This is a genomic window from Pedobacter terrestris (assembly GCF_052343045.1).
GTDB lineage: Bacteria > Bacteroidota > Bacteroidia > Sphingobacteriales > Sphingobacteriaceae > Pedobacter.
On record NZ_CP180264.1, the window covers coordinates 4173044 to 4197063 of the forward strand.

Sequence of the window (24020 nt, forward strand, 5' to 3'; positions counted from 1 at the left end):
ATTAGACTGACGAGGTGAATATTGAGTTTTGTATATTTGGTCTAACACCTCTCAATATTCACATCTTTATTTTATTCTCAGATCTTATTTATAAAAAGGAAACTTGACCACTTTTGCCTTAATTGGCGTATTGCGGATTAAGATATAAATCTCTATACCTTCTTTAGCAAATTCTTTTGCGATGTAGCCCATGCCAATCGCTTTTTGTAAAGATGGCGCCTGTGTACCAGAAGTTACTTTACCAATGATATTGCCATCTGCATCTGCAATTTCATAATCGTGACGCGGAATACCGCGATCAATCATTTCAAAACCAACCAATTTCTTGCGGATTCCAGCTTCTTTTTGCGCCAGAAGTGCTTCAGAATTGGTAAAGGTTTTGGAGAATTTAGTAATCCAGCCCAAACCCGCTTCAATTGGAGAAGTTGTATCGTCAATGTCGTTTCCATATAAACAGAAACCCATTTCCAAACGCAAAGTATCTCTTGCACCCAAACCAATCGGCTTAATATTATTTGCTTTTCCGGCTTCAAAAATGGCATCCCAAATTTGATCTGCATATTGGTTTTCGAAGTAAATTTCGAAACCACCTGCACCAGTATACCCTGTTGCAGAAATTACAACATTATCTACGCCGGCAAAAGTTCCTTTCTGAAAACTGTAATATTCCATAGAAGCCAGATCTACATCGGTTAAACTTTGTAAAGCATCTGCCGCTTTCGGTCCTTGAATAGCCAATAGAGAAGTTTGGTCAGAAATGTTATGCATTTCAACAGCGCTGCTGTTAAATTTCTGAATCCAGTTCCAGTCTTTCTCAATATTTGATGCATTTACCACCAACATATAAGTTTTCTCATCTAAACGATAAACCAAAAGATCATCCACAATACCACCATTTTCATTTGGCAAACAAGAATATTGCACTTTTCCATCGTACAATTTAGACGCGTCATTGCTGGTTACGCGCTGAATAAGATCTAGGGCATTTTCGCCTTTAAGAATAAATTCGCCCATATGACTAACATCAAACACACCAACGCTATTGCGCACGGTTGCATGTTCTACATTTATACCTTCGTACTGTACAGGCATATTATAGCCTGCAAACGGAACCATTTTAGCGCCTAAAGCAATGTGTTTTTCTGTTAATGCGGTATTTTTCATTTTTGTTTTTCTTGGCGGCAAAAGTACTAAGAAAAACATAAATCCGACGGTAAAGTTGATGCGTTTTAGAGCTTTTAAGAAATTTTAACCATTATTGATTCTTTTAGCTTTGGTTTTTATTGCTTACTATTCAGAAAAAAAGAAAATTTCTGGAAATTGAATAAATCTGCTCTGATTGTTGTAGAGGTTACGCGGTATTTAAACCAGTATATACATCGAGCATTTTCTGTGAAACCAATTGTACAGCGTGTTCACGTTCTACAGTTAAACGTGCATTTTCTCCAATTTGCGCCCATCTTTTCGGATTGATTACACACTGAAGAATGGAGCGATAAAATTCATCTGCTGTATTCGCGATTAAAATATCGTGCCCGTGCCTATAATTGATCCCTTCTGCTGCGGTTGTAGTGGCAATAATGCACTTTTTCATCGCCATACCTTCAATAATTTTTACCCGCATACCAGTTCCGGAAATTAGAGGTACAATCATAATTGCTTTAGAATTAATAAATTCTATTGCGTCGAACACTTCGCCTTCTACGATCAGATTATCTGAATCATACTCAAAAAAATGCTTTTGCATATTCTTGCCCGCAATATAAAAACGGAGATCTTTATTTAATTTTTCAATATCTGGCCAGATATCGTCCAGAAACCATTCCAAACCTTCCTGATTGGGCCGCCAATCCATTGCTCCAAGATGAAATAATGTTGGAAAACTGATTTTAGATTTATCAATTTTATATTTTTCCAGATCGAGTGCAACCGGAAATACAGACATTGGAATTTTACATCCAAAGCGTAAAATACTTTGCCTGTCTGGCTCACTAATGGCAAAAATGTGATGAAATCGGTTAATCTGATCCGTTTCATAAGCCTTTAGTCTTTGCGCTAAAAAAGCCAGGTATTTTCTGCGGACTAAAAACCGTTCTGAAAGCGATAAGCGCTCCCAAAGGGTAAACTCTATATTGTGTGCACGGTAAATCAGTTTGGCATTGCTGTTCTCTTTTACGGTATCAAGATATGGCACTACAAATAAACCTTCAAATTGAATAACATCGAAAGTGTTTTCTCTTAGTAGATTTTCGAGCTGACGGGTCGCATCTTCTGTAAAATACCGGGAAACATTATAGGATTCATTGGTGAAAATATTAAAAAATGCTGACCAAACGTTTACCTCGGTATCCAAATCCACGCTGTGAAATTTGATTTGCTCAAAAACCGGATCGGAAATATCTTCTGCGTCGAAATGTCCTTTAAGCGGATTTAGGCTAAACAAAGTAATATCTGCACCAAGTTGTAGCAAACCTTTTATGGTATTGTAAACCACAATTGGATAACCACTATTTGGCGGGAAGGGAATCCGCTTAGTAATGAACAAAATTTTCACAATTCCGTGAATTTACAAAATTTAGGCGTTTTTTGAAAATAGATCCAGCTGGGGTTCACTAACATTGAAGGTTTTACGATGAAATGGCGAAAGCCCGATTTCCAATACTGCTTTTCTATGTGCAATAGTTGGATAACCCTTATTGCTTAGCCAATTGTAATGCGGATAATCCAAATGAAGACCGCCCATATATTCATCCCGGTGGGTTTTGGCCAGTATTGAGGCGGCAGCAATATTCAGATATTTACCATCGCCTTTTATAATACAACTGTGCGGTATTTCAGGGTAAGCTTTAAAACGGTTTCCGTCTATCACCAGATATTCTGGTTTTGTATGGAGCAGTTCTATCGCTCTATGCATTGCCAGAAAAGAGGCATTGAGAATATTAATCCGGTCAATTTCTTCATGATCGCAGGAAGCAACTGCCCAAGCCAGCGCTTCGCGTTCAATAATTGGCCGCAGTAAATCTCTTTGCGCGTGAGACAATTGTTTTGAATCATTAAGTCCTTCCAAAACAAATCCTTTAGGAAGAATAACTGCGGCTGCAAACACTGGACCAGCCAAACAACCTCTGCCTGCTTCATCGCAACCCGCTTCTAAAAACTCTTCCTGATAACAAGTCAATAACATGTTGCAAATATAAGACTATGATTTTACACCGCCTTAAACAGCTGAGAAAAAGCAATTGTAGAATGCGTTTTTAGCGGCAGAAAACAACAAATTTAATACTGAAAGCAGATTTAGATTTGAACAAGCAACTATACCGTTACGTTCTGTCCTTTAACATCAAAAGCATCTCTAAGACCGATGGCTAAAACATTAAATGCATAAACCGTAAGCATAATGGCTAAACCCGGAAGAACGGCCAGATAAGCCGCATCCATTATAATGTATCCGTAGTGTTCTTTTATCATTCCACCCCAACTTGGCATTGGAGGTTGTGCACCAAAACCCAGAAAACTTAATCCGGTTTCCAACAAAATTGCCGAAGCAAAATTAGACGATGCAACCACCAAAATTGGCCCTGCAATGTTGGGCAAAATATGTTTGATGATAGTTCTGCTTGTACTAAAGCCAAGTGCGCGTGAGGCTTCTACAAATTCTACTTCCTTTAGCGCAAGTACTTGTCCGCGTACTAAACGCGCAACATCAACCCAGGTAGATAAACCTACAGCGATAAATATCTGCCAGAATCCTTTTCCTAAGGCGAAAGAGATTGCGATTACCAATAATAGCGAAGGTAAAGACCAGATTACATTCATAAACCAACTGACTGCTGCATCTACTTTTCCTCCATAATAACCGGCAATTGCGCCAAGGCTTACGCCAATAAATAATGAAATGAGCACGGCCATTAAACCTACAGACAGCGAAACGCGGATACCGAGTATTAATCGACTTAGCAAATCGCGGCCGTAAATATCTGTTCCAAGCAAAAAAGTTTTAGAATAGATGTTGCGTTGGATAAATTCCGTTTTCAGTTTTTCAGCTGAAGTATTTAATGCACAATCCGGGCATAGCGCCAGCATAGAATATTTTACAGGCTTTGCTTTTTCATCCGCTCCAATATACTCTGTAGCCCAAATATCTTTCCCTTTAATTTCAAAGCCTGTTATAGGGATACCTTTAAAATTTGGTGTTTGCCCGAAAAGCATTCGTTCAAAAACATTTACTTGTTTAATCTTTTCGTTTCTATTGATGATTAAAAATTGAAAACGACTGCCGGGTTTTTGTTTCGCCAAAGAAACCTGAAAGGTATTTGCATTTGGAGATTGGTCTGGCATAATTAAATACCCAAAAATGCCCATCAAAATTACAAGCAGTATAAATATCATTCCGGCAAAAGCCAGCTTATTCTGCTTAAATTTGATCCATATTTTTTTTGACGGGCTATTGTCCATTACCTTACCATTCTGCCTTTCCAGTTGTATTTTCCACTATTTCCGGCAATGCCGATGTAGACCATATAAAGTACATGAAAGATATTCAAAACCGGAAGAATAAACAGCAGTTTCCTACGTTTTGCAAAACCGGTTAGTTTCCATAAAAATAGCACCTCTAAAAATATTTTCACCATAAGTTGATAACCTACCAGATTCATAAAACCCGGAATAAACAAACCGGCTAAAAAGTTGGCCAAAATGCTAAGGTTAAATAACCAAATTAATGCGCCAAGCACCACAAGGAGTTTATTCTTATATTTAGTGGTTTTAGAAGCCCATCTTCTTCTCTGCTGAATAAACGCATTTAAGGTTTCTTTGGCATGCGTGTACACAATAACATCCCTGTTTTTACAGAAACCAATTTGCCCAGGATAACGGGCGGCAATTTTATGCAATAACAATTCGTCGTCTCCAGATGCCAGATCATCAATTCCCTTAAATCCGCCAACTTCATAAAAAGCATTTTTTTCATAGGCTAAGTTTGCGCCATTACAGGTAGAAGATTGTCCGTTGCCAATTGTTGATGCTCCTAAACCAATCAAATACAAAAACTCTAACGATTGCATATTTTCGAAAAAACTTGTTTCCTCGAAATAGGCCACAGGCGAAGAAATCATCTTGTAGCCTTTTTCTTCATAACAGGCAACTACCGTACTAAGCCATTTTTCGCCCATTCTGCAATCTGCATCTGTTGTAACAATTAAATCACCGGAACAGGTACCAATGGCTGTTTGAATGGCTTTTTTCTTGTAGGAATTTAATGCTTGATTTTCGTTGAGCATAATCAGCCGTACATTCCGATCAGCATATTCTTTTACAATTTGCGCTGTATTATCGGTAGAATGATCATCTATAATTATGATCTCCGTAAGCGCATTCGGATAATCTTGTGCTATTAAATCATCAAGGGTTTTTCTGATGTTTTCTTCCTCATCGCGTGCAGCAACAATAATAGATACCTTAGTTTTGGGAGACTGACCTGCGGGAACAAAATACCGTAATAAATTCCAGCCGCGCATAAAAGCCAGAAGTAAGAAAACGTAAACAAGCGTTAAAAATGCAGAAAGAACACTAATGAGTTTTAGGATTTCCAAAGAAGTTGAGTTTAAAGACGAAATAAGTGCCTAATATAGCAGGAATAATAATATTTACGAACCAGATAGTAGCAGTACAGGCAATTACCGCAACATCCTGGTGCGTTACGAAACTAAAAAAATATGAAGCGGTTAAACTGCGAACCCCAACTTCAAAAAGATCTAGCGAAGGCAAAGCCGATTGAATAAAAAACATGATGCAAATCATCATCACAATATCCAACGGACTTAAACCCGGAATCAGCCAGAGAAACAGCACCAGATATTGGGAAGTGAAAACTGCATAGCGCGCCAAACAAAACATTAGTATTTTGAACAGTTCTGGTTTGCTATACCGGGATAAAATGCTGTAAAACCGTTCATACTTTCGCATAAACTTAATGGAAAGCAACAATCGGTTTAACCATTTAATATTAAAAAAGAATACGAGAAAAAAAATGCAATAGGCTACAATTACCAATCCCAACGGATATATTAACCAAGCACTAAAATTTAAAAAACGATAGGCAAAGGCATAAATGGCAATTGCGCCGAAAAAATTGGTTAAAACCATTTGGCCAATATTCCCAACCGCCATAACCACAACGCCAACAATACGTCTTTTTGGCGAAAGAAAAAATACACGGCCACCATATTCTCCTAAACGGTTGGGTGTAAATACTGCAAGTGTTAAACCGCAAAAAACAGATTCTACAGCACGGTAAAAACTAATTTTTTCTACATCACGGATAAGCCGCTTCCATTTTGCGGCTTCCAGGAACCAATTGAGTAACATCATACCCAACACAATGCCGATAACCAATGCAATTTCTGAATGCGGAATATCTTTTACAAGTGTTTGAAAATTGTGCAGGTTTTTATTGGCTACAAACTTCCGGTAAATAAACCAAAAGGCGATGACTACAATTGCAGCTTTGATAAAGAAGGATAATATTTTTTTCTGCCTACCGGTCAAACTTTCTGTTATTAGTTTGCAAATATGCTTAATATTGCCGTAATGTTAAGCGAAAAAAAAGAACGGATTATTTTGGGGATTGATCCCGGAACGGCGGTGATGGGATATGGTGTAATTTTGGAAAAGGGAAATAAAACTGAATTGCTGAGCATGGGTGTAGTGAAAATGACACATCTTGACGATCCTTTTTTGAAGCTTCAGCGTATTTTTGAAAAAACTGTTGTACTGATAGACGATTACAAACCAGATGTTTTAGCCATTGAAGCACCATTTTACGGAAAGAATATACAGGTTTTGCTGAAACTTGGTCGCGCGCAAGGTACAGCAATTGCCGCTGCATTATCACGCAATATTTCAGTAACAGAATATTCGCCTAGAAAGATTAAACAATCTATTACCGGTAATGGAAACGCGACTAAAGAACAGGTTGCCGGCATGTTGCAAAGATTGCTTAATTTTAAAGAAACACCAGAATTTTTAGATGCTACCGACGGACTTGCCGTAGCCGTTTGCCATTCTTTTCAAAAAATTACCACCGGAGGGAAATCTAAAACCTATTCTGGCTGGGAATCTTTTGTAAGCGATAACAAAAGCAAAGTAAAAGGCCTTGCTTCAAAAATAAAAAAATAAAAAATTAAATTTCTGATTTAGGGGACATTTTATAGCGAGTACATTTTTGTAGAATCAGCTGTAAAGTGATACTGGCCGGGGTGAAAAGCAAAATATTTATAATCATCAAATTTGCTTCTGCGGTATAACAAACAGAACCTTTTGAATCGCTGTCATCTTGAGCGGTTATATAGAAAATGCAAAATGGCCAGGCCAATAATAACAATACATTTGTTAAAAAGGGAAAATCCTGTTCTTCCGGTTTTAGTTGTCTACACCGATATGTAGATACCATGGGAATGATAATGTAAGGCAAGATAAAGACGACTATAACAATCAATGTTGAGCGATTTTATTCAATAAATAATGCGCATTTGCTAGAGATAAGTTAGCAAATGCGCATTAAAGATTAAGATTCTGGTTGTGCTGTTAACTTGCTTTTCCGCACAAAATGACGGATAATAAAAAAGGCCGCAACGCCGGTTAAAACCAACAACCAGATATTTACCAGTGCCAAAAAGATTTCTTTAAAAATTGTCCATCCGTTTACAATATTTAACCAAAGTCTGTTGCCGAAGCTAGGACGGTAGTCAGACAAATTATCGTTAGCGATAATTGCAGTTTTTATGGTATTGTCTTGATAAAAATTTAGCGTGAGCGTACTGTATTTCACTTTAGAATCGATAGTCAAGTTGTCTATTCTTTTGTCTAAAGCCTCGTCTTTTAACCCCAAAGTTCTATCGATAGTATTCGTTTTTTTTCCAGCGGCATTTTGCATTTGTTTTGCGGCATCCAATCGGTTTTCACTTTTGATTTTATTTGCGAGGTATTGAATACTCTGATCGTCCATTTTCATAGACTGTGTATTTACAAAAACAGACATCTTTGCAATTGAATTTGTAAATGCATCTAGTTTATCTGTCGGGATTTTGGCAATCACATACCCTTCTGTTCGGTAAGCTGTAATTTCTTTAAGAGAATCTGCAGAAATTTTCACTTTCTCCGTTTCTTGAATGGTACTTTCTACAGAAAATTCAGTAATGGTGCCACCTTCGGCATGTATGGTTTTGCTTAAAGTTTCTTTGGTATTCTGAACATCGCGAACGCGGAAGCGCATATCGGCAGTTTTAATAATTTTTTGAGCAACTGCACCTTCAATATCCTGCGGAGCAACAACGGTTTCTGCAGAAACGGCATCTGCACTTTCGTTTTTATTTGAGGCATTGCAACCAAAAAGCGCTAGCACTATGGCCATGGCAATAATATTCCTTTTCATGATGTAGAGGTTTAAATTAAATAATCGATTAAACGTACTTCAAATGGCCATTGGAAGTTGGTGTGCTGTAATTTTAAGCTTTCACCGTATTTTAACCTTAATACCTGAAACCCATTTAGGTAACCCTTGTAAATCTAGATCGATCGTTTTCGTTATAAATCTGAATACCAAAAAAATAAAATCATTGAGGGGAAGATTGCTTGAATTGTGCAGAGAATAAACGGTCTTAAAACCTGACAGAAATGTGCATAAAACCCGATTTTTTCTCGGGTTGAATAAAGCGAATGGCAGAGCTGCTGTACCCGAAGAGCAGAAAAATTGATTTTCAATAAAAAAAGCCTGTCGTGATTTTGGCACAACAGGCTTGTTATATTTTAGAGAGAAATAGGTTAAGAACCTAAAATTTTGAATACACCTTTGATGGCAACGATAGCACCAATGAACAGAACGATCCATGAAATTAATGACATTTGCCAAGAATCATGTGCAAAACGCAGATAAGTTCCAAGGATGCTAATCAAAACGCCAACGATGATTAATTTGTAAATACTTGGCTGATTAGCCGTTTCCATGCTTTCTGTATAGTGTTTAACTTCTCTGTTGTCCATAACATTCATTTTTATGATGCAGCAAAAGTAATACTTATTGCTGAATTTTTATAGAACTTAATAACTTTTTAATCGTTCTAAACGTTGTTTGGCTTTTTCTTTGTCGTTTGGCTTTTCGCCTTGATACAAAGGCTTTTCCCAATCGCCGTACATTGGATTTGGCAGAACAATATATTTTGTACCAAACAATTGTTGATTTTGATTAACCTGCTCAAAAGTATTCTTCTGTTCTCTGTAGAAAACATTACTAAAATCGCTTAAATTATCGCCGCAGAACAATAAAATATTGTGCGTTTGAAGCAGTTTTTGCCTCCGAGGTTCTTTGTTTGAACTTTCTTTCATAGGTAAAAAATGCGCATCATCTGCGTAAGGAAATCCAAATTTCTGAAGGTTTTTCAAAGTTGCTTCATAATCTTTACCATCCCGGTTGCTGAGGTAGAATGTTTCGATATTCTTCGAAGCCGCAAATTTCAGAAAAGCCAGTGCACCAGGAACAGTATCTGCCTGAGCTAAATTTGTCCATTGAGTCCAATCTGCGGCATCATAACTGAGTCCTTTCTTTATTTCATGACCTTGGTAAGCAGAATTGTCTAAAACGGTTTCATCGATATCTACTACAACGCAGTTTGGCCTTTTACTCGTATCTGCCCATAAAGTCTCTTTAAGCGAAAGTTTTGCAAAGTTATACGCTTGGAAACAAAGTGCGCGATATTCGCCAGAATGCTGCTGCCAAAGCACTGCATTCGTATAATCACGTGCAGGAGATTGGGCGAATGTTAATACAGGAAATCCGAGTATTAAAAAGAAAAAGAGTTGTCGTTTCATTGTTTTTAAAATATGAGCAAAGATACTGATGGATCTTAATACTTGTATCTATCGGGTGATGAAGACACCAACCGATTTTTTGTCCAAAAATTCCATTACAAAAGAATTTTAGTTATCACAGATTATAATCCGAAATAATCATGTTTTAATTTAAAGCATGCAGCACACGGCCAAAAAAAGCCCCACTTTCTTTCGAAAATAAGGCTAATATTTTGTTTGTAACTTGATGCTATTTTTGGAACTTATTATCCGTTTAATGCTGCTGCACCACTTACAATCTCGGTCAACTCGGTCGTAATCGCAGCCTGACGAGCTTGATTGTATTGAAGTTTAAGCAATTTTCCTACCGGTTGGTGTCTTCACCAACCGATTTCTTGTCCAAAAATTCCATTACAAAAGAATTATAGTTATCACAGAAACTAATCCGAAATAATCATGTTTTTAATTTAAACCATGCAGCGCAAGGCAAAAAAAAGCCCTACTTTCTTTCGAAAATAAGGCTAATATTTTGTTTGTAACTTGATGCTATTTTTGGAACTTATTATCCGTTTAATGCTGCTGCACCACTTACAATCTCGGTCAACTCGGTCGTAATCGCAGCCTGACGAGCTTGATTGTATGAAAGTTTAAGTGATTTAAGCAATTCACCAGCATTTTCAGTTGCTTTATCCATAGATGTCATCCGCGCACCATGCTCTGATGCATGGGAATCCAAAACAGCTTTATACAACTGAATTTTAATTGATTTAGGGATTAACTGCTCTACAATTTCCGATTTAGAAGGCTCAAGAATATAATCTACGTTCGAAGTTTTAGTCACTACAACCGGTTCATCAGATTTTGGTAAAGGCAACAATTGTTCTGTAGTAATAAACTGAACTGCTGCATTTTTAAAGCGGTTATACACCACTTCAACTTTATCAAATTCACCCTTTTTGAAACCATTCATAATGGCGTCTGTAATTTTCGTTACATTCTGGAAAGTAAGATCGGCATATACCTCATTATTGTTTCCAATAACATTGTATTTGCGTTTCTCATAGAAATCCTGAGTTTTTTTACCGATAGAAATAATGCTTACGTTTCCGTTTTTCAACTGCTCGGTATATTTCTCGGCAATCAGGTTATTGGCCGCTTTAATTACGTTCATGTTAAATGCACCAGCCAAACCACGGTTGGAAGATACAACAACAATTAAAACCTTATTCGGCTCACGCTCTTGAATAAAAGGCGATGAAGAACCTTCCAAACTTGCAGATAAGTTACCTAAGATCTCCTTTAGCTTGGTTGCATAAGGACGCAAAGCGATGATTGCATTTGTTGCACGTTTCAACTTAGCAGCCGAAACCATTTTCATAGCTTTGGTAATTTGCTGTGTAGATTGTACAGACGCAATACGGTTTCTTACTTCTTTTAAATTAGCCATTTTTTTGTTGTGCGTGGAGCGGAGGGCGTTAAGCGTCTGGCCATCGGCAAACGCTTAGCGCCCCGCGCTTAGCTTATTAATATTTACTTGAAATCTCTTTTGCAACAGTGTCTAAAACACCAGTAATGGTATCGTCAAACTTGCCTGCTTTTAATGCAGCTAAAGTTTCTGGATGACGCAATTCCAACTGTGTAAGATATTCTGTTTCAAATTCTCTTACTTTATTGATTGGAACGCTACGCATTAAGTTTTTAGTACCTACATAAACAATTGCAACTTGTTTTTCTACAGTGAATGGAGAAAATTGTGCTTGTTTAAGCATTTCTACGTTACGCGCACCTTTATCCAGTACTGATTTTGTAGCTGCATCAAGATCTGATCCGAATTTAGAGAAAGCCTCTAATTCACGGTATTGAGCCTGATCCAATTTCAAGGTACCAGCAACTTTTTTCATTGATTTAATCTGCGCATTACCACCTACACGTGATACCGAAATACCTACGTTAATTGCCGGACGAATACCTGAGTTAAACAGATTAGACTCTAAGAAAATCTGTCCATCTGTAATTGAAATTACGTTGGTTGGGATATATGCAGAAACGTCACCCGCTTGAGTTTCGATAATTGGCAATGCGGTTAATGAACCACCACCTTTAACGATTCCTTTGATAGACTCTGGCAAATCGTTCATGTTTCTTGCGATATCATCATTTGCGTTGATTTTCGCAGCTCTTTCCAACAAACGACTGTGAAGATAGAAAACGTCTCCAGGATATGCTTCACGGCCCGGTGGACGACGAAGTAACAATGAAACTTCACGGTAAGCGACCGCTTGTTTAGATAAATCATCATAAACAATTAATGCTGGTCTTCCTGTATCACGGAAAAACTCACCAATTGCAGCACCTGCAAATGGTGCATAAAACTGCATCGGAGCCGGATCTGCTGCAGAAGCAGCAACAACTACTGTATATGGTAAAGCACCATTTTCTTCCAATGTACGTACAATGTTTGCAATAGTAGAGTTTTTCTGACCTACAGCCACATAAATACAGAATACTGGCTGGCCAGCTTCATAAAATTCTTTTTGATTGATGATGGTATCGATACAAACCGCAGTTTTACCAATCTGACGGTCACCGATTACCAACTCACGTTGACCACGGCCAATCGGAATCATCGCATCGATTGCTTTGATACCTGTTTGTAATGGCTCATTTACAGGCTGACGATAAATTACACCTGGTGCTTTACGCTCAATCGGCATTTCGTAGGTATCGCCCAAAATCGGACCTTTACCATCGATAGGCTGACCTAAAGTATTTACCACACGGCCAAGCATGCCTTCACCAACATTGATAGAAGCAATTTTCTTAGTACGTTTAATGGTGTCACCTTCTTTAATTTCTTCAGAAGAACCCAACAATACCACACCCACGTTATCTTCTTCAAGGTTTAATACGATACCTTGCAGGCCGTTCTCAAACTCAACCAGCTCACCTGATTGAACTTTAGTTAAACCGTAAACACGGGCAATACCGTCGCCAACTTGCAACACGGTACCAACTTCCTCAAGTTCGGTTTCTGATTTGAAGCCCGCCAATTGCTGTCTGATAATTGCCGATACTTCGTCTGGTCTTACCTCTACCATAATTTTACTTTATATCTTTTTGTAAATTTTTAGTGCTTGTCGCATGGCGTTTGGGCGGTGTATACGCTAAACGCTTATCGCAAATGCGCTTAGTGCGCAAATTCTTTTTTTAACTTATTTAAATTGCTTGCAATGCTGGCATCAAATTGCCTGTCGCCAACTTTTAGGATAAAACCACCAATCAATTTATCATTTACTTTTTCATTGATCAGAACTTCATTAGCACCCAATTCTCTTTTTACAATGGCAACAATTTCTTCTTTCGCCGCTGCAGTTAATGCATTGGCAGAAGTAACTTCTGCTGTAACAATTCCTTTAATGGTATTGTATTGGTGGATGAACTGTTTAGCTGTTGCAAACAAAATTGCAGACCGTCCTTTGTTTACCACAATGGTAAAGAATGATAAAGTAATTTTATTCACTTTATCTGCAAACAAGTCTTTCAAAATACCAATCTTTTTATCGGTTGGTACAATTGGGTTTTTAAGTATTGCTTCAAGTTCAGGTGATTGATCCACTACTTTATCAAATAAGACCATATCATTCTTGATCTCTTCTAACGCATTGTTTTCGTTAGAAAGATCCAGTAATGATTTCGCATACCTGCCTGCAACTTTAATTTCTGACATATAATATTGGATTGGCGCCGGGCGCGGAGCGTTTTACTGCCAACCGCCTTACGCAATTCTCTAAACTAGTTTAACTCAACGTCTTTTAACAAATTCGAAACCAAAGCTTCCTGTTTAGCTTTATCATCCAATTGATTGCGTAAAACGCGTTCAGCAATTTCTAATGACAAAGTCGAAACCTGTGTTTTAACTTCAGCTAAAGCAGCTTTCTTCTGGTTTTCAATTTCAATCTTCGCTTTTTCGATCAACTTAGCGCCTTCTACCTGAGCTTGTTTTTTTGCTTCATTCAAAATGCTGTCTTTCAATGTTTTTGCATCTCTCAAAATTTCATCGCGTTCAGCACGTGCTTGTTGCATCAAATCTTGGTTTTGAGCAGTTAAACGAACCATTTCTTGTTTAGCAAGTTCGGCTTTGTTTAAGGCATCGTCAATGCTTTGCTCGCGATCGTGAATTGCGTTCATAATTGGTTTCCATGCTAAGGTCTTTAACAGGATAAACAATATTACAAATGCGACTAAAGCCCAAACAACAAACCCTAAGTGGTAATTTAATAATCCTTCGAATAATTGATCCATTGGTATATCTTATCTTAAATCTTTTTCTTTTAAAAAAAGACCGGGAAAAACCAATCGTTTTAGCCCGATCTTTTTGTGTTTTTGTTGAGTCGGAATTAACCGTTACCCAATAATGCAACTACTACACCGAATAAAGCAACACCCTCGATAAGAGCCGCTGCGATAATCATAGCAGTTTGAATTTTTGAAGCAGCTTCTGGTTGACGAGCAATACCATCCATTGCTTTACCACCTACTTGTCCGATACCTAAACCAGCACCGATTACTGCTAAACCGGCACCTAATGCCGCGATTGAACCTGTCATAACTAATTTATTTTAATTTAATTTAAAAAAAGTTCTCCTTAATGATGCTCTTCTACTGCTGTTCCGATAAACAATGCAGTAAGCATGGTAAAAATAAAAGCTTGTAAAAACGCAACCAGCAATTCCAACACATCCATAAATAAAACGAATGCTACAGAGATTGGTGCAATAGCGATTGATTTGAAAATAAAAATCAGCGCCAACAAACTTAAAACGATAATGTGACCAGCAGAAATGTTTGCATACAAACGAATCATTAATGCGAATGGCTTAGAAATAACACCAATTAATTCCACAGGAATCATGATTGGATACAACCACCACGGAACGTCTGGCGTTAAAATGTGTTTCCAGTAATATTTATTTCCGTTAAGGTTGGTTACAATCAATGTAATGAAAGACAACACGAAAGTTAAAAAGATGTTACCCGTTAAGTTTGCACCTCCTGGGAAAATCGGAATTAATCCTAAAATATTGTTGATCCAGATGAAGAAAAACATGGTAAGCAACAAAGGCATAAACTTTGCATACTTGTGGCCAATATTTGGTCTGGCAATATCGTCTCTCACAAAAATAATGATTGGCTCAATTAAAGACTGAAAACCTTTAGGCGCTTTGCCTTCGCGTTTTTTGTATGTTGAAGCTACACCGGTAAAAATCAGAACCAATAGAATTACTGAAATCCACATGGCTACAACGTTTTTCGTCATAGAGAAATCGTATACTTTTTTAGAAAGTACGTTGTCAATTTCGCCATTTGAACCTACAACTTTAATTTTTTCATCGTCCAAACGATACGTATAAAACTTACCTGCATAATCGTGTTCACCGTGGTGAAAGTTTGCAGAAGAAAAGGTTTCAATACCTTTATCTGTATACAAAATAATTGGCAGAGGAATAGACGTGTGACCCCATAAATGCCACACATGCGCATCAGCGATGTGTTCCATAATCACTTTTGTAGGCTCGAACTTTTCTTCGCCATGTTCTGATCCGGCATCAACGTGTTCTCCGGAAACAGCTTCGCTGGATTTTGCAACAGCACTATCTACAGGAACAACAGCAGTATCATGTTGCGCGAAAGCATTAACACGAACAGACAAAAACGCAACTAAAAGCGCAAAAACAACAATTAGCCTTTTAACTTTCAACACAAAAACTTGGTTACAATCCATTTATTGGCAGTTTTTTACTTTAAATTTTGGTGGCGCAAGTTACGTAACAGACAGTAGATTTCAAAGGCGGTAAACAAGAAATATAAAGAAAAAAAATTTAGGGTAAATAGAAAGCCATTTCCCTTAACTTTTATGCTGTAAATCAGCACGAAAGCCATACAAAAAATCATCTTCACCGCCACAGATCCCATAATTGCCATTACACCTACTTCCGGGTTTCGTTTTACGCCTAAATCTACAAGGGTATACGCGATGTACGTTATCCCAGCCATAAAGCCAAGTGTAAGCCAGAATTTAGGTGCAAAAAAGATGGTTGTGGGGAATACAATTGGGAGCAATGCTGCCGTACCGATAAGTAAGCCAACAAACATAAAGTAGATGCTTGTAAATTTGGTCAGGGTCAATGGGTAAATGTTATTAGTAAAACTTTTGCAAAGATAAGCTTTTATAAATTAAGTAGTTGATCCGGATTGATAATTTTTGATTGCTTTTTTCAGGGACTTATTTGGAGTTCATTACTTGCCTTATAACCAGATAAAGACTGCTGCAAACGCCAATTAAAGCAAATATCGCGGTAAACAATTTGCCTCCGCCAGGTCTGGATGCATCTATCTTATATCCAATAAAAGCAAATACGCCTATAATCGCCACCATTTGGAAGCCTATGCCAGAATATTTTATTGCATTATTTGCCTTTTTCACTCTATTTTCTTCTTTCGGATTTTCCATTTTAAAATGCAATAATTAACTTAACTTTGAATAATTGAAATATATTGCCACAGATAATAATCGCGGCTTTTTACTGTTATATCCATTAAAGAGATTCATCATCCTTGAAAAACCTAACGCCCCAAGTCTTAAAACCTTTATTTATTGCCCTGAGCGTACTTTTTGTATATGGCTGTATTACGCCTAAAGATACAACTGTAAGCCGCAAAATGCAGAATCTAACGGCAAGATATAACTATATATACAATTCAAATGTTTTGTTAACGGAGTATAACGAAGCTTTGCTTAAAAATTATGAAGACAATTATGAGCAAATTCTACCAGTTTATCTGGATCCGGAACCGAAAATCAATCTCGAAATTACTTTAGGTAAATCCGATAAATTGTTGGATGAAGTTATTCGTAAAGCACAAAAAGTAATTAATGAAAAAGGCTACAGCAATTATATTGATGATGCCTACATGCTTTTAGGAAAAGCCAGTCATTTAAAAGGCAATTATTTTATGGCTTCAGAGTATTTCGACTATGCTGCCAAAACCTATCGCAATAATTTAAAAACCTATGTATTGGCAATGAACTGGAAAGCGCGCAGCCAAATGGAATTGAACAATATGCAGTATGCAGACAAATTGTTGGATACCATGTTGCGCTCTGCAGATTCTTTAAAAACAGATTTGGGCGAACCTCTAGCCACTACGGCACAAATGCGCATTTACCAACATCGTTATAAAGAGGCTATTTTATTGCTTCAAGCAGCCATTCGCAGTGCGCCAGAAAAGCAACTCCGCATCCGCTGGCAATATATTCTTGCCCAATTGCAACAACAGGAAAAAGATTTTCAGAACGCTTTCATCAATTTCACCAAAGTAGAAAACAGCAATGCGCCATTTGAAATGTATTTTCACGCCAATCTTCAGCGAATTAAATTAAAGGCGCTCATTAGCGGTTATAAAATAAATGAAGACCGCGAAATGCTGGCTTTATTAAAGGACGATAAGAATTTTGACTACATCGATCAAATCTATTATCATGTTGGGCAATTGTACTACACAGAGGGAGAATTTAAAAAAGCTGAGGACAATTATCTGAAATCTGTTCGGGTTAATACTAGAAATCAAAACCAAAAAGCACTTTCTTATTTGAAAATTGCCGATCTGAACTTCAATGAGCTAAAGAACTATTTACGTGCAAAAATCTATTATGACAGTACCGTTGCGGTATTGCCCAGAAACTTTCCGGATTATGATCTGATTGTTAAAAAAGCAGCAAACCTGCAATATCTTACAGATCGATTCTCTATTATTTCTCGCGAAGATACTTTACAGACTTTTGCAAAACTGCCAGAAGGTGCGCGCGCTGCACGGATTAAAGCGCTGTTAACGCCAAAAGTAGATAGCGCTGCGCTGGTTAAGCGTTCCAACAATCCGACACAAAGTGTTACCGGAATGACAGATCCGGCGTTGAACATCAACACATCGGCTACCGCCGGAAGTACTTTTTATTTCAGCAATGCCACTGCTATATCTAACGGTTTATCCGATTTTAAGAAAAAATGGGGCAACAGACCTTATGAAGACAACTGGCGCCAAAGTGTAAAATCATCTGCTCAAGAAACTAGTCAGATGCTTTCAGGCGGCAAATTGCCTAACACGATTGATCCCGTAAATGGTACAGACAGTGCATCACTTGTTGCGCGCGCAGCATTAGAGAAAGAATATCTGGATGCAGTTCCAACAACCCCAGAATTGCTTGCAGCATCCAACTTAAAAATTATGGATGCTTATTTTGAAATTGCCAGTTTTTATCAACAAGAACTGAACGATAAAGAAGAAGCCACCAAAATTTACCAGATTCTTTTGGAGCGTTTTCCTGAAAACAACCACTTGGTGGCCATTTATTATGCACTTTACCTGAATTATAAAGGTGTAGATGAAAATAAATCTAACGAGTACCGCCAATTGGTGGTTACGAAATTTCCTGAATCCAACTTTGCTAAGTCAATCTTAGATCCGTCTTTCTCTGCGAAACAAACTCAGGCAGAAAATACAATTAACAACAGTTACAATCTAGTCTTCGACGATTATATCCGTAAGAATTACAATGATGTAATCCAAAAAGTGAACGAGAGCAATACCAACTTTCCAAATAACGATCTGGCGCCGCAATTTGCATACCTTAAAGCAATTGCAATTGGACGAAATGCAAAAGTAGATGCGTTGCTAACCGAATTTAACAACATTACAACGAATTATCCGGATGATAAAATTATTACGCCTTTGGTAAGAGACCATTTGAAATATATTGAAGCCAACCTGGAAGATTTTAAACAACGACCGGTTGCTCTGATTGATTTTGATTCTAATGCACCACGTTTTGTACAACAAACGCCACCGCCGGTTGTACAGCCAAAACCAATAAAAAAAGAAGTTGATTCTAACACTGTTGCAGCTATACCAATAAAAAAACCTGTTGAAAAAGTTGCAGAAAGTAAACCCGCAGAGAAACCGGCAAGCGTTTTCAGTGCGGCAACTTCAGAAGAATATTATTTTGTAATTGATGTGGAAGATGCAACCTTAACGCTAAGTTCATCTCGCTTTGGTATTGGTCAGTTTAATCGTGGAAATTATCCTGACAATGATTTGGCCCACAAATTGATTGAGCTGGATAATGATCAGTTAATTTACATTACCAGTTTTGTAGATCTGGAAGATGCACGAATTTATCAGGCCAGTATCTTATCTCAATTGAAGAATATTATGAAGGTTCCGGTAGAGAAATACCAGTATTTTATTATCTCAAAAGAGAACTTCGAAAAGCTGACAAACAAAGACAGAATTAAAGAATATCTTGATTTTTATCGCAACAACTATTAATTGAGTGTAAATTGCGCCTTTAAATCATACAGTATTCAATCTTTAAATGCAGATTTGAATTAAATTTTTATCAACAACACAATGAAAAATTCCCTTACTGCTCAAGATACCAAGCGATATAGTTTACGCATTTGGAAGATTTTAATTGCAGGAATTGCGATTTTCGCCATTTTTATCTCCATGATTGGCTTTGGTCTTTTTGGTGCATTGCCCTCTTTCAGAGATATTGAACATCCAAAAAGCAACCAGGCATCAGAAATTATTGCTGAAGATGGCCGCCCTTTGGGTACTTATTTCGTACAAAACCGTTCTAATGTAGCTTATAAAGAGATTTCGGCAAACGTAATAAATGGATTAATTGCAACAGAAGATACTCGATTCAAAGAACATTCTGGCATAGATTTCCAGCGTACCTTCACCATTATTTTTTACAACCTAATTGGTAAAAAACAAGGTGGAAGTACCATTACACAACAATTGGCATTGAACCTCTTTTCTGAAGAAGGCCGTCAGAAAAATTTCTTTAAAAGAGTAATGCAAAAATTTAAAGAATGGATTGTTGCGGTGAAGCTGGAACGCAATTATACAAAAGAAGAAATCATCACGATGTACCTGAATACGGTAGATTTCGGAAATCAGGCATACGGAATTAAATCTGCCGCACGTGTTTATTTCAACACCACACCAGATAAACTTTCGGTTACAGAAGCCGCAACATTGGTGGGTATGCAAAAAGGAATTACCATGTATTCACCAACGCGCAATCCGGAGCGCTCACGCAATCGCAGAAATACTGTAATGGCAATGATGGTAAAGTCTGATTATCTTACGGATCAGGAATTTGAAACGCTGAAAGAAAAACCTTTAGGCTTACATTTTAATGCCGCAACGGTAAATGATGGTATTGCACCCTATTTCCGCTCGGTTTTGAAAAACGATATCAAAGCAATTTTCCAGGAATTGAATATCAGGAAACCTGATGATACGCCTTACGATTTAGACCGCGATGGTTTAAAAGTTTATACCACATTAAATTATGACATGCAGGTATATGCAGAGGAAGCGCAAAAAGAATACATGAAAATTTTGCAGGCGCAATTTATCAATAGCTGGAAAGGAAGAAATCCATTTAAGGATAAAAGCCTTCAGGTAGAACAAGGGATAAAACGATCTGACCGATATAAAGCGTTAAAAGCGGAAGGCAAATCGGATGAAGAAATTACAGAAGATTTTAATACAAAAACAGAAATGTCCATCTTCACCTGGAAAGGCGACATTGATACTTTGATGAAACCAATTGATTCTGTTCGGTATTATAAAATGTTGCTTAGAAATGCGATGATGTCTATGGACCCAACAAATGGCCACGTTAAAGCCTGGGTAGGTGGAATCAATTTTGAACATTTCAAATATGATCAGGTAAAAATGGGAACCAGACAAGTAGGTTCTACAGCAAAACCATTCACTTATGCTGTAGCGATAGAAAATGGATATTCGCCATGTTATACGGTACCAAATGTTCCGGTTACTATTGAAGGATATGGAAAACCATGGACACCGGGTTCATCTGGAAAACCTTTAGAAGGATCTATTACATTACAAAAAGCCTTGGCATTCTCTCAGAATTATGTTACTGCATATCTAATGAAACAAGTTGGCCCCGTTGCCGTTTCTGCTTTGGCAACTAAAATGGGTATTCCAAATGTTCCGGCATTTCCGTCAATCGCTTTGGGTACATTTGATTCTTCTGTATACAATATGGTTGGTGCTTATGGCGCATTTGCGAATAAAGGCGTATATACCAAACCCATTTACCTGTTAAAAATTACCGATAAAAACGGTGTCGTCTTGTTCTCACAAAAGGAAATACCGAAACCGGTTATGAGTGAAGAAGTAGCTTACGTAATGACGCGCATGCTGAAAGGTGTTGTTGCCGGCGGAACGGGTTCTCGTTTAAACTATAAATACCATGTAAATGCGCCAATTGGTGGCAAAACCGGAACAACACAAAATAACTCTGATGGTTGGTTTATGGCCATTACACCGCAATTGGTAACTGGCGTTTGGACAGGTTGTGAAGACCGCGCATTCCACTTTATCAGTACCGGACAAGGTGAAGGTGCAAATACGGCCTTACCTATTTTTGCCGGATATATCAAAAGAATTTACGCCAACCCTTCGCTTAAAATCAGTCATGCTGATTTTGAGGCACCAAAATCTGGCGTTTCAATTGTATTTGATTGTAACCAATATCAACAACAGGAAGAAGGCACAACCGAACTGGACGAGAAACTTGGTTTCTAAAAAATATCATCTTTATTAATCGAAGCCTCATGAAATATGGGGCTTCGTAATTTAAAACAAAACACCATCCTGTAAATGGTGTTTCTAGCTTTACACCGTATTTTTGTATCGATGAGTAGTTTTGATCACAAAGCAGCCTTAACCGCAATACCGCATAAACCCGGCGTGTACCAATATTGGGATGCCGACGGCAAACTGATGTACATCGGCAAGGCAAAAGATTTGCGCAACCGTGTAGGTTCATATTTTAATGCAGACAGGCAACAATTTAATGGCAAAACACGTGTCCTCGTTTCGCGAATTCGCAAAATAACCTTCACGATTGTGGATACCGAAATTGATGCCTGGTTGCTTGAAAACAGCCTCATTAAAAAACATCAGCCAAAATTCAACATTAATTTAAAAGACGATAAAACTTATCCCTGGATTATTGTTAAAAACGAAAAATTTCCTAGAATTTACTGGACCAGAAAAGTCATCAAAGATGGATCAACTTATTTTGGCCCTTACGGATCAATCGGGATGATGCACACCATTCTGGATTTAATTAAAGAAACGTATACGCTGCGCACCTGTACGCTGCCGCTTAACCAGCAAAACATTGCAGAAGGAAAATTTAAGGTTTGCCTGGAATATCAGATTGGCAATTGTAAAGGTCCTTGCCAGAACTATCAATCAGAGGCAGATTACGATCAAAATATTGCGGAGATCAAAGAAATTCTGAATGGTAAAATTGGGAATGTAATTCGAGAGGTTAAAACAATTATTAAAACCGCGGCAGAAGAATTAAATTTCGAGCTTGCGCATACCTATTCCAGAAAATTGCAGGTATTGGAAAAGTACCAAAGTAAATCTACTGTTGTAAATAGTGCAATTACTAATGTAGATGTTGTAAGCATTGCTTCTGATGAACGTTACGCCTTCGTAAATTATTTGAAAGTGATGAATGGTACAATTATTCAGACCCAAACCATAGAAATCAAAAAGCAACTGGATGAAAGTGACGAAGAAATCCTAACACTGTCCATGCTGGATTTTCGAACAAAATTCAACAGTACATCTAAAGAAATTATTGTTCCTTTTGAGCTTTCACTTGAAGATGAACACCTGAAATTTACAGTTCCTAAACTTGGCGAGAAGAAGAAACTGCTAGAGCTTTCGCAAAAAAATGTGCTATTCTTCAAAAAAGAAAAGTTAAACCAGTACGAAAAGCTAAATCCGGATTTGCGTACAGATCGCATCTTAACCACAATGCAAAAAGATTTACGCCTAACGCAACTGCCCAAACATATTGAGTGTTTTGATAACTCCAACTTTCAGGGTAAATATCCGGTTTCCGCTATTGTGGTATTTAAAGATGCCAAACCATCTAAAAAAGATTACCGGCATTTTAACGTGAAAACCGTAGAAGGACCTAATGATTTTGCAACCATGGAAGAAGCGGTTTATAGGCGTTATAGGCGATTATTGGATGAAGACCAGCCATTGCCTCAACTTATTATTATTGATGGTGGTAAGGGGCAGTTGTCATCGGCCGTGAAAAGTCTTAAAGCTCTTGGCATTTACAACCGAGTAACAGTAATTGGCATTGCGAAAAGACTGGAAGAACTTTTTTATCCGGGCGATTCCTATCCGTTATATCTGGATAAGAAATCAGAAACTTTAAAAATCATTCAGCAATTGCGAGATGAAGCACACCGGTTTGGTATTACATTTCACAGAAAGAAGCGAGACCAGGGAACGCTTAAAACAGAATTGGAAGAGATTGATGGAATTGGTAAGGTGACAGCAGATAAACTATTGAAACATTTCAAATCTGTCAAAAAAATAAAAGAAGCCAATGAAAAAGAGTTGGCAGAAGTATTAAACCAAAAACAGATTATTCATGTTCTAGAGCATTTCAAGGCCGAATAAGCGGCTGGAAAAATTAGATCTATAGAAAATGGACAGACCGAAAAATGCGGCATTTGTTAACGGTATTTTAATATAACAATTGCATTTATTACAATTTTGTTTTATAACTTACGTCTGTTAAAAAATCATTAAACGTCTATCCAAAATTACATGAGCAATATTGCCCTTACTACATTCAGTAATCTTTTGGCTGGTGTACTGTATTTTAGTGAATCGGAAAATCCATTCACCGTAAGCGATTGGGGTAAAATTTCTCCTTCAGATGTACACGCGCAAATCGCTATGCGTTTTGATCGAAAACCAGAAAACCTCAAAACCCTCCAACCCGATGCATTTTTTGAGAGAATTGTACAACGCGCTGATCCATCAGACCACATCGTGGTAGAACATGCACAGAAACTTGCGGCATTTTATCAAAAAATAAGATCCAGTCTCAGCAATATCCAAGTTACGCGCGTAGAAGGTAACGTTCAGATTCCGATTCTGATTACCGGACATACAGAAGACGGAACTTGTGTGGTGGCCGAAACTTTATCTATCGAAACCTAAAAACCAACCCTTTCCTTAAATCCAAT

At 37.6% G+C, this 24020-nt stretch carries 22 protein-coding genes and 1 pseudogene; 5 read left to right on the plus strand and 18 right to left on the minus strand.

Annotated elements, in window-relative coordinates:
• Positions 1 to 84: 84 nt before the first annotated feature.
• The 6 genes from gcvT to ACJVDH_RS17835 all read right to left on the minus strand — a co-directional run bounded on the left by gcvT (position 85) and on the right by ACJVDH_RS17835 (position 6546).
• Entirely contained in the window at positions 85 to 1164 is a 1080-nt protein-coding gene (gene gcvT / locus ACJVDH_RS17810; protein ID WP_443944749.1) for a glycine cleavage system aminomethyltransferase GcvT, read from the minus strand.
• Positions 1165 to 1351: 187 nt separating this feature from the next.
• Positions 1352 to 2554: a glycosyltransferase family 4 protein gene (locus ACJVDH_RS17815; RefSeq protein WP_443944750.1), complete on the minus strand. Its 1203-nt coding sequence runs from the start codon at positions 2552 to 2554 to the stop codon at positions 1352 to 1354.
• Between the two features lie 21 nt (positions 2555 to 2575).
• Positions 2576 to 3184 (minus strand): ribonuclease HII, encoded by a 609-nt coding sequence (locus tag ACJVDH_RS17820; RefSeq protein WP_443944751.1) that lies wholly within the window; start codon positions 3182 to 3184, stop codon positions 2576 to 2578.
• A 128-nt stretch (positions 3185 to 3312) separates the two neighbouring features.
• Positions 3313 to 4455 (minus strand): ABC transporter permease, encoded by a 1143-nt coding sequence (locus ACJVDH_RS17825; RefSeq protein ID WP_443944752.1) that lies wholly within the window; start codon positions 4453 to 4455, stop codon positions 3313 to 3315.
• Entirely contained in the window at positions 4455 to 5591 is a 1137-nt protein-coding gene (locus tag ACJVDH_RS17830; RefSeq protein WP_443944753.1) for a glycosyltransferase, read from the minus strand. The genes ACJVDH_RS17825 and ACJVDH_RS17830 overlap by 1 nt, the downstream gene beginning before the upstream one ends.
• Positions 5569 to 6546, minus strand: coding sequence for a hypothetical protein (locus tag ACJVDH_RS17835; protein WP_443944754.1), 978 nt, complete (start codon positions 6544 to 6546; stop codon positions 5569 to 5571). The genes ACJVDH_RS17830 and ACJVDH_RS17835 overlap by 23 nt, the downstream gene beginning before the upstream one ends.
• 42 nt (positions 6547 to 6588) lie before the next feature.
• On the opposite strand from ACJVDH_RS17835, the gene ruvC reads away from it, so the two are divergent.
• Positions 6589 to 7176 (plus strand): crossover junction endodeoxyribonuclease RuvC, encoded by a 588-nt coding sequence (gene ruvC, locus ACJVDH_RS17840; RefSeq protein ID WP_443944755.1) that lies wholly within the window; start codon positions 6589 to 6591, stop codon positions 7174 to 7176.
• Positions 7177 to 7564: 388 nt separating this feature from the next.
• Here ruvC and ACJVDH_RS17845 read toward each other — a convergent pair whose 3' ends face one another.
• From ACJVDH_RS17845 to ACJVDH_RS17900, 12 genes and pseudogenes are all read right to left on the minus strand, one after another.
• Positions 7565 to 8431, minus strand: a complete 867-nt coding sequence (locus ACJVDH_RS17845; protein WP_443944756.1) for a DUF4349 domain-containing protein — start codon at positions 8429 to 8431, stop codon at positions 7565 to 7567.
• 389 nt (positions 8432 to 8820) lie between these two features.
• Positions 8821 to 9039, minus strand: a complete 219-nt coding sequence (locus tag ACJVDH_RS17850) for a hypothetical protein (RefSeq protein ID WP_443944757.1) — start codon at positions 9037 to 9039, stop codon at positions 8821 to 8823.
• A 57-nt stretch (positions 9040 to 9096) separates the two neighbouring features.
• Positions 9097 to 9864, minus strand: coding sequence for a 5'-nucleotidase, lipoprotein e(P4) family (locus ACJVDH_RS17855; RefSeq protein ID WP_443944758.1), 768 nt, complete (start codon positions 9862 to 9864; stop codon positions 9097 to 9099).
• Between the two features lie 245 nt (positions 9865 to 10109).
• Positions 10110 to 10205: pseudogene (locus tag ACJVDH_RS17860) on the minus strand (F0F1 ATP synthase subunit gamma); the annotation flags it as partial.
• Positions 10206 to 10405: 200 nt separating this feature from the next.
• Positions 10406 to 11290 (minus strand): ATP synthase F1 subunit gamma, encoded by an 885-nt coding sequence (gene atpG, locus ACJVDH_RS17865; protein WP_443944759.1) that lies wholly within the window; start codon positions 11288 to 11290, stop codon positions 10406 to 10408.
• A gap of 76 nt (positions 11291 to 11366) precedes the next feature.
• A complete protein-coding gene (gene atpA / locus ACJVDH_RS17870) occupies positions 11367 to 12941 on the minus strand; it encodes a F0F1 ATP synthase subunit alpha (RefSeq protein WP_443944760.1) in 1575 nt (524 codons plus the stop codon).
• 89 nt (positions 12942 to 13030) lie between these two features.
• A complete protein-coding gene (atpH, locus tag ACJVDH_RS17875) occupies positions 13031 to 13570 on the minus strand; it encodes an ATP synthase F1 subunit delta (protein WP_443944761.1) in 540 nt (179 codons plus the stop codon).
• 65 nt (positions 13571 to 13635) lie between these two features.
• The gene (atpF, locus tag ACJVDH_RS17880) at positions 13636 to 14145 is read right to left on the minus strand and encodes a F0F1 ATP synthase subunit B (RefSeq protein ID WP_443944762.1); all 510 of its coding nucleotides are present in this window, start codon (positions 14143 to 14145) and stop codon (positions 13636 to 13638) included.
• 95 nt (positions 14146 to 14240) lie between these two features.
• Positions 14241 to 14450: an ATP synthase F0 subunit C gene (gene atpE / locus ACJVDH_RS17885; protein ID WP_443944763.1), complete on the minus strand. Its 210-nt coding sequence runs from the start codon at positions 14448 to 14450 to the stop codon at positions 14241 to 14243.
• A gap of 38 nt (positions 14451 to 14488) precedes the next feature.
• Positions 14489 to 15625, minus strand: a complete 1137-nt coding sequence (gene atpB, locus ACJVDH_RS17890) for a F0F1 ATP synthase subunit A (protein WP_443944764.1) — start codon at positions 15623 to 15625, stop codon at positions 14489 to 14491.
• Between the two features lie 14 nt (positions 15626 to 15639).
• Complete coding sequence (locus ACJVDH_RS17895) at positions 15640 to 15996, minus strand: hypothetical protein (protein ID WP_443944765.1); 357 nt, start codon at positions 15994 to 15996, stop codon at positions 15640 to 15642.
• Positions 15997 to 16126: 130 nt separating this feature from the next.
• The gene (locus ACJVDH_RS17900; RefSeq protein ID WP_443944766.1) at positions 16127 to 16354 is read right to left on the minus strand and encodes an AtpZ/AtpI family protein; all 228 of its coding nucleotides are present in this window, start codon (positions 16352 to 16354) and stop codon (positions 16127 to 16129) included.
• Between the two features lie 104 nt (positions 16355 to 16458).
• Between ACJVDH_RS17900 and porW the strand changes: the two genes are divergently transcribed.
• The 4 genes from porW (at position 16459) to ACJVDH_RS17920 (ending at position 23994) form a co-directional block, all read left to right on the plus strand.
• Positions 16459 to 19227 carry a type IX secretion system periplasmic lipoprotein PorW/SprE gene (gene porW / locus ACJVDH_RS17905; protein WP_443944767.1) on the plus strand — a complete coding sequence of 923 codons (2769 nt, stop codon included), beginning with the start codon at positions 16459 to 16461 and terminating at the stop codon, positions 19225 to 19227.
• A gap of 81 nt (positions 19228 to 19308) precedes the next feature.
• A complete protein-coding gene (locus ACJVDH_RS17910) occupies positions 19309 to 21531 on the plus strand; it encodes a transglycosylase domain-containing protein (protein WP_443944768.1) in 2223 nt (740 codons plus the stop codon).
• 111 nt (positions 21532 to 21642) lie between these two features.
• Positions 21643 to 23445 carry an excinuclease ABC subunit UvrC gene (gene uvrC, locus ACJVDH_RS17915; protein WP_443944769.1) on the plus strand — a complete coding sequence of 601 codons (1803 nt, stop codon included), beginning with the start codon at positions 21643 to 21645 and terminating at the stop codon, positions 23443 to 23445.
• Positions 23446 to 23595: 150 nt separating this feature from the next.
• Positions 23596 to 23994 (plus strand): nuclease A inhibitor family protein, encoded by a 399-nt coding sequence (locus ACJVDH_RS17920; RefSeq protein WP_443944770.1) that lies wholly within the window; start codon positions 23596 to 23598, stop codon positions 23992 to 23994.
• Positions 23995 to 24020: the final 26 nt, after the last annotated feature.

What these genes read in the sequence shown, in the direction of transcription:
- gcvT (WP_443944749.1), bottom strand. Translation starts at nt 1,164, where the DNA reads ATGAAAAATACCGCATTAACAGAAAAACACATTGCTTTAGGCGCTAAA.
- ACJVDH_RS17820 (WP_443944751.1), bottom strand. Translation starts at nt 3,184, where the DNA reads ATGTTATTGACTTGTTATCAGGAAGAGTTTTTAGAAGCGGGTTGCGAT.
- ACJVDH_RS17825 (WP_443944752.1), bottom strand. Translation starts at nt 4,455, where the DNA reads ATGGACAATAGCCCGTCAAAAAAAATATGGATCAAATTTAAGCAGAAT.
- ruvC (WP_443944755.1), top strand. Translation starts at nt 6,589, where the DNA reads ATGTTAAGCGAAAAAAAAGAACGGATTATTTTGGGGATTGATCCCGGA.
- ACJVDH_RS17845 (WP_443944756.1), bottom strand. Translation starts at nt 8,431, where the DNA reads ATGAAAAGGAATATTATTGCCATGGCCATAGTGCTAGCGCTTTTTGGT.
- ACJVDH_RS17850 (WP_443944757.1), bottom strand. Translation starts at nt 9,039, where the DNA reads ATGGACAACAGAGAAGTTAAACACTATACAGAAAGCATGGAAACGGCT.
- ACJVDH_RS17855 (WP_443944758.1), bottom strand. Translation starts at nt 9,864, where the DNA reads ATGAAACGACAACTCTTTTTCTTTTTAATACTCGGATTTCCTGTATTA.
- atpG (WP_443944759.1), bottom strand. Translation starts at nt 11,290, where the DNA reads ATGGCTAATTTAAAAGAAGTAAGAAACCGTATTGCGTCTGTACAATCT.
- atpA (WP_443944760.1), bottom strand. Translation starts at nt 12,941, where the DNA reads ATGGTAGAGGTAAGACCAGACGAAGTATCGGCAATTATCAGACAGCAA.
- atpH (WP_443944761.1), bottom strand. Translation starts at nt 13,570, where the DNA reads ATGTCAGAAATTAAAGTTGCAGGCAGGTATGCGAAATCATTACTGGAT.
- atpF (WP_443944762.1), bottom strand. Translation starts at nt 14,145, where the DNA reads ATGGATCAATTATTCGAAGGATTATTAAATTACCACTTAGGGTTTGTT.
- atpE (WP_443944763.1), bottom strand. Translation starts at nt 14,450, where the DNA reads ATGACAGGTTCAATCGCGGCATTAGGTGCCGGTTTAGCAGTAATCGGT.
- atpB (WP_443944764.1), bottom strand. Translation starts at nt 15,625, where the DNA reads ATGGATTGTAACCAAGTTTTTGTGTTGAAAGTTAAAAGGCTAATTGTT.
- ACJVDH_RS17895 (WP_443944765.1), bottom strand. Translation starts at nt 15,996, where the DNA reads ATGTTTGTTGGCTTACTTATCGGTACGGCAGCATTGCTCCCAATTGTA.
- ACJVDH_RS17900 (WP_443944766.1), bottom strand. Translation starts at nt 16,354, where the DNA reads ATGGAAAATCCGAAAGAAGAAAATAGAGTGAAAAAGGCAAATAATGCA.
- ACJVDH_RS17910 (WP_443944768.1), top strand. Translation starts at nt 19,309, where the DNA reads ATGAAAAATTCCCTTACTGCTCAAGATACCAAGCGATATAGTTTACGC.
- uvrC (WP_443944769.1), top strand. Translation starts at nt 21,643, where the DNA reads ATGAGTAGTTTTGATCACAAAGCAGCCTTAACCGCAATACCGCATAAA.
- ACJVDH_RS17920 (WP_443944770.1), top strand. Translation starts at nt 23,596, where the DNA reads ATGAGCAATATTGCCCTTACTACATTCAGTAATCTTTTGGCTGGTGTA.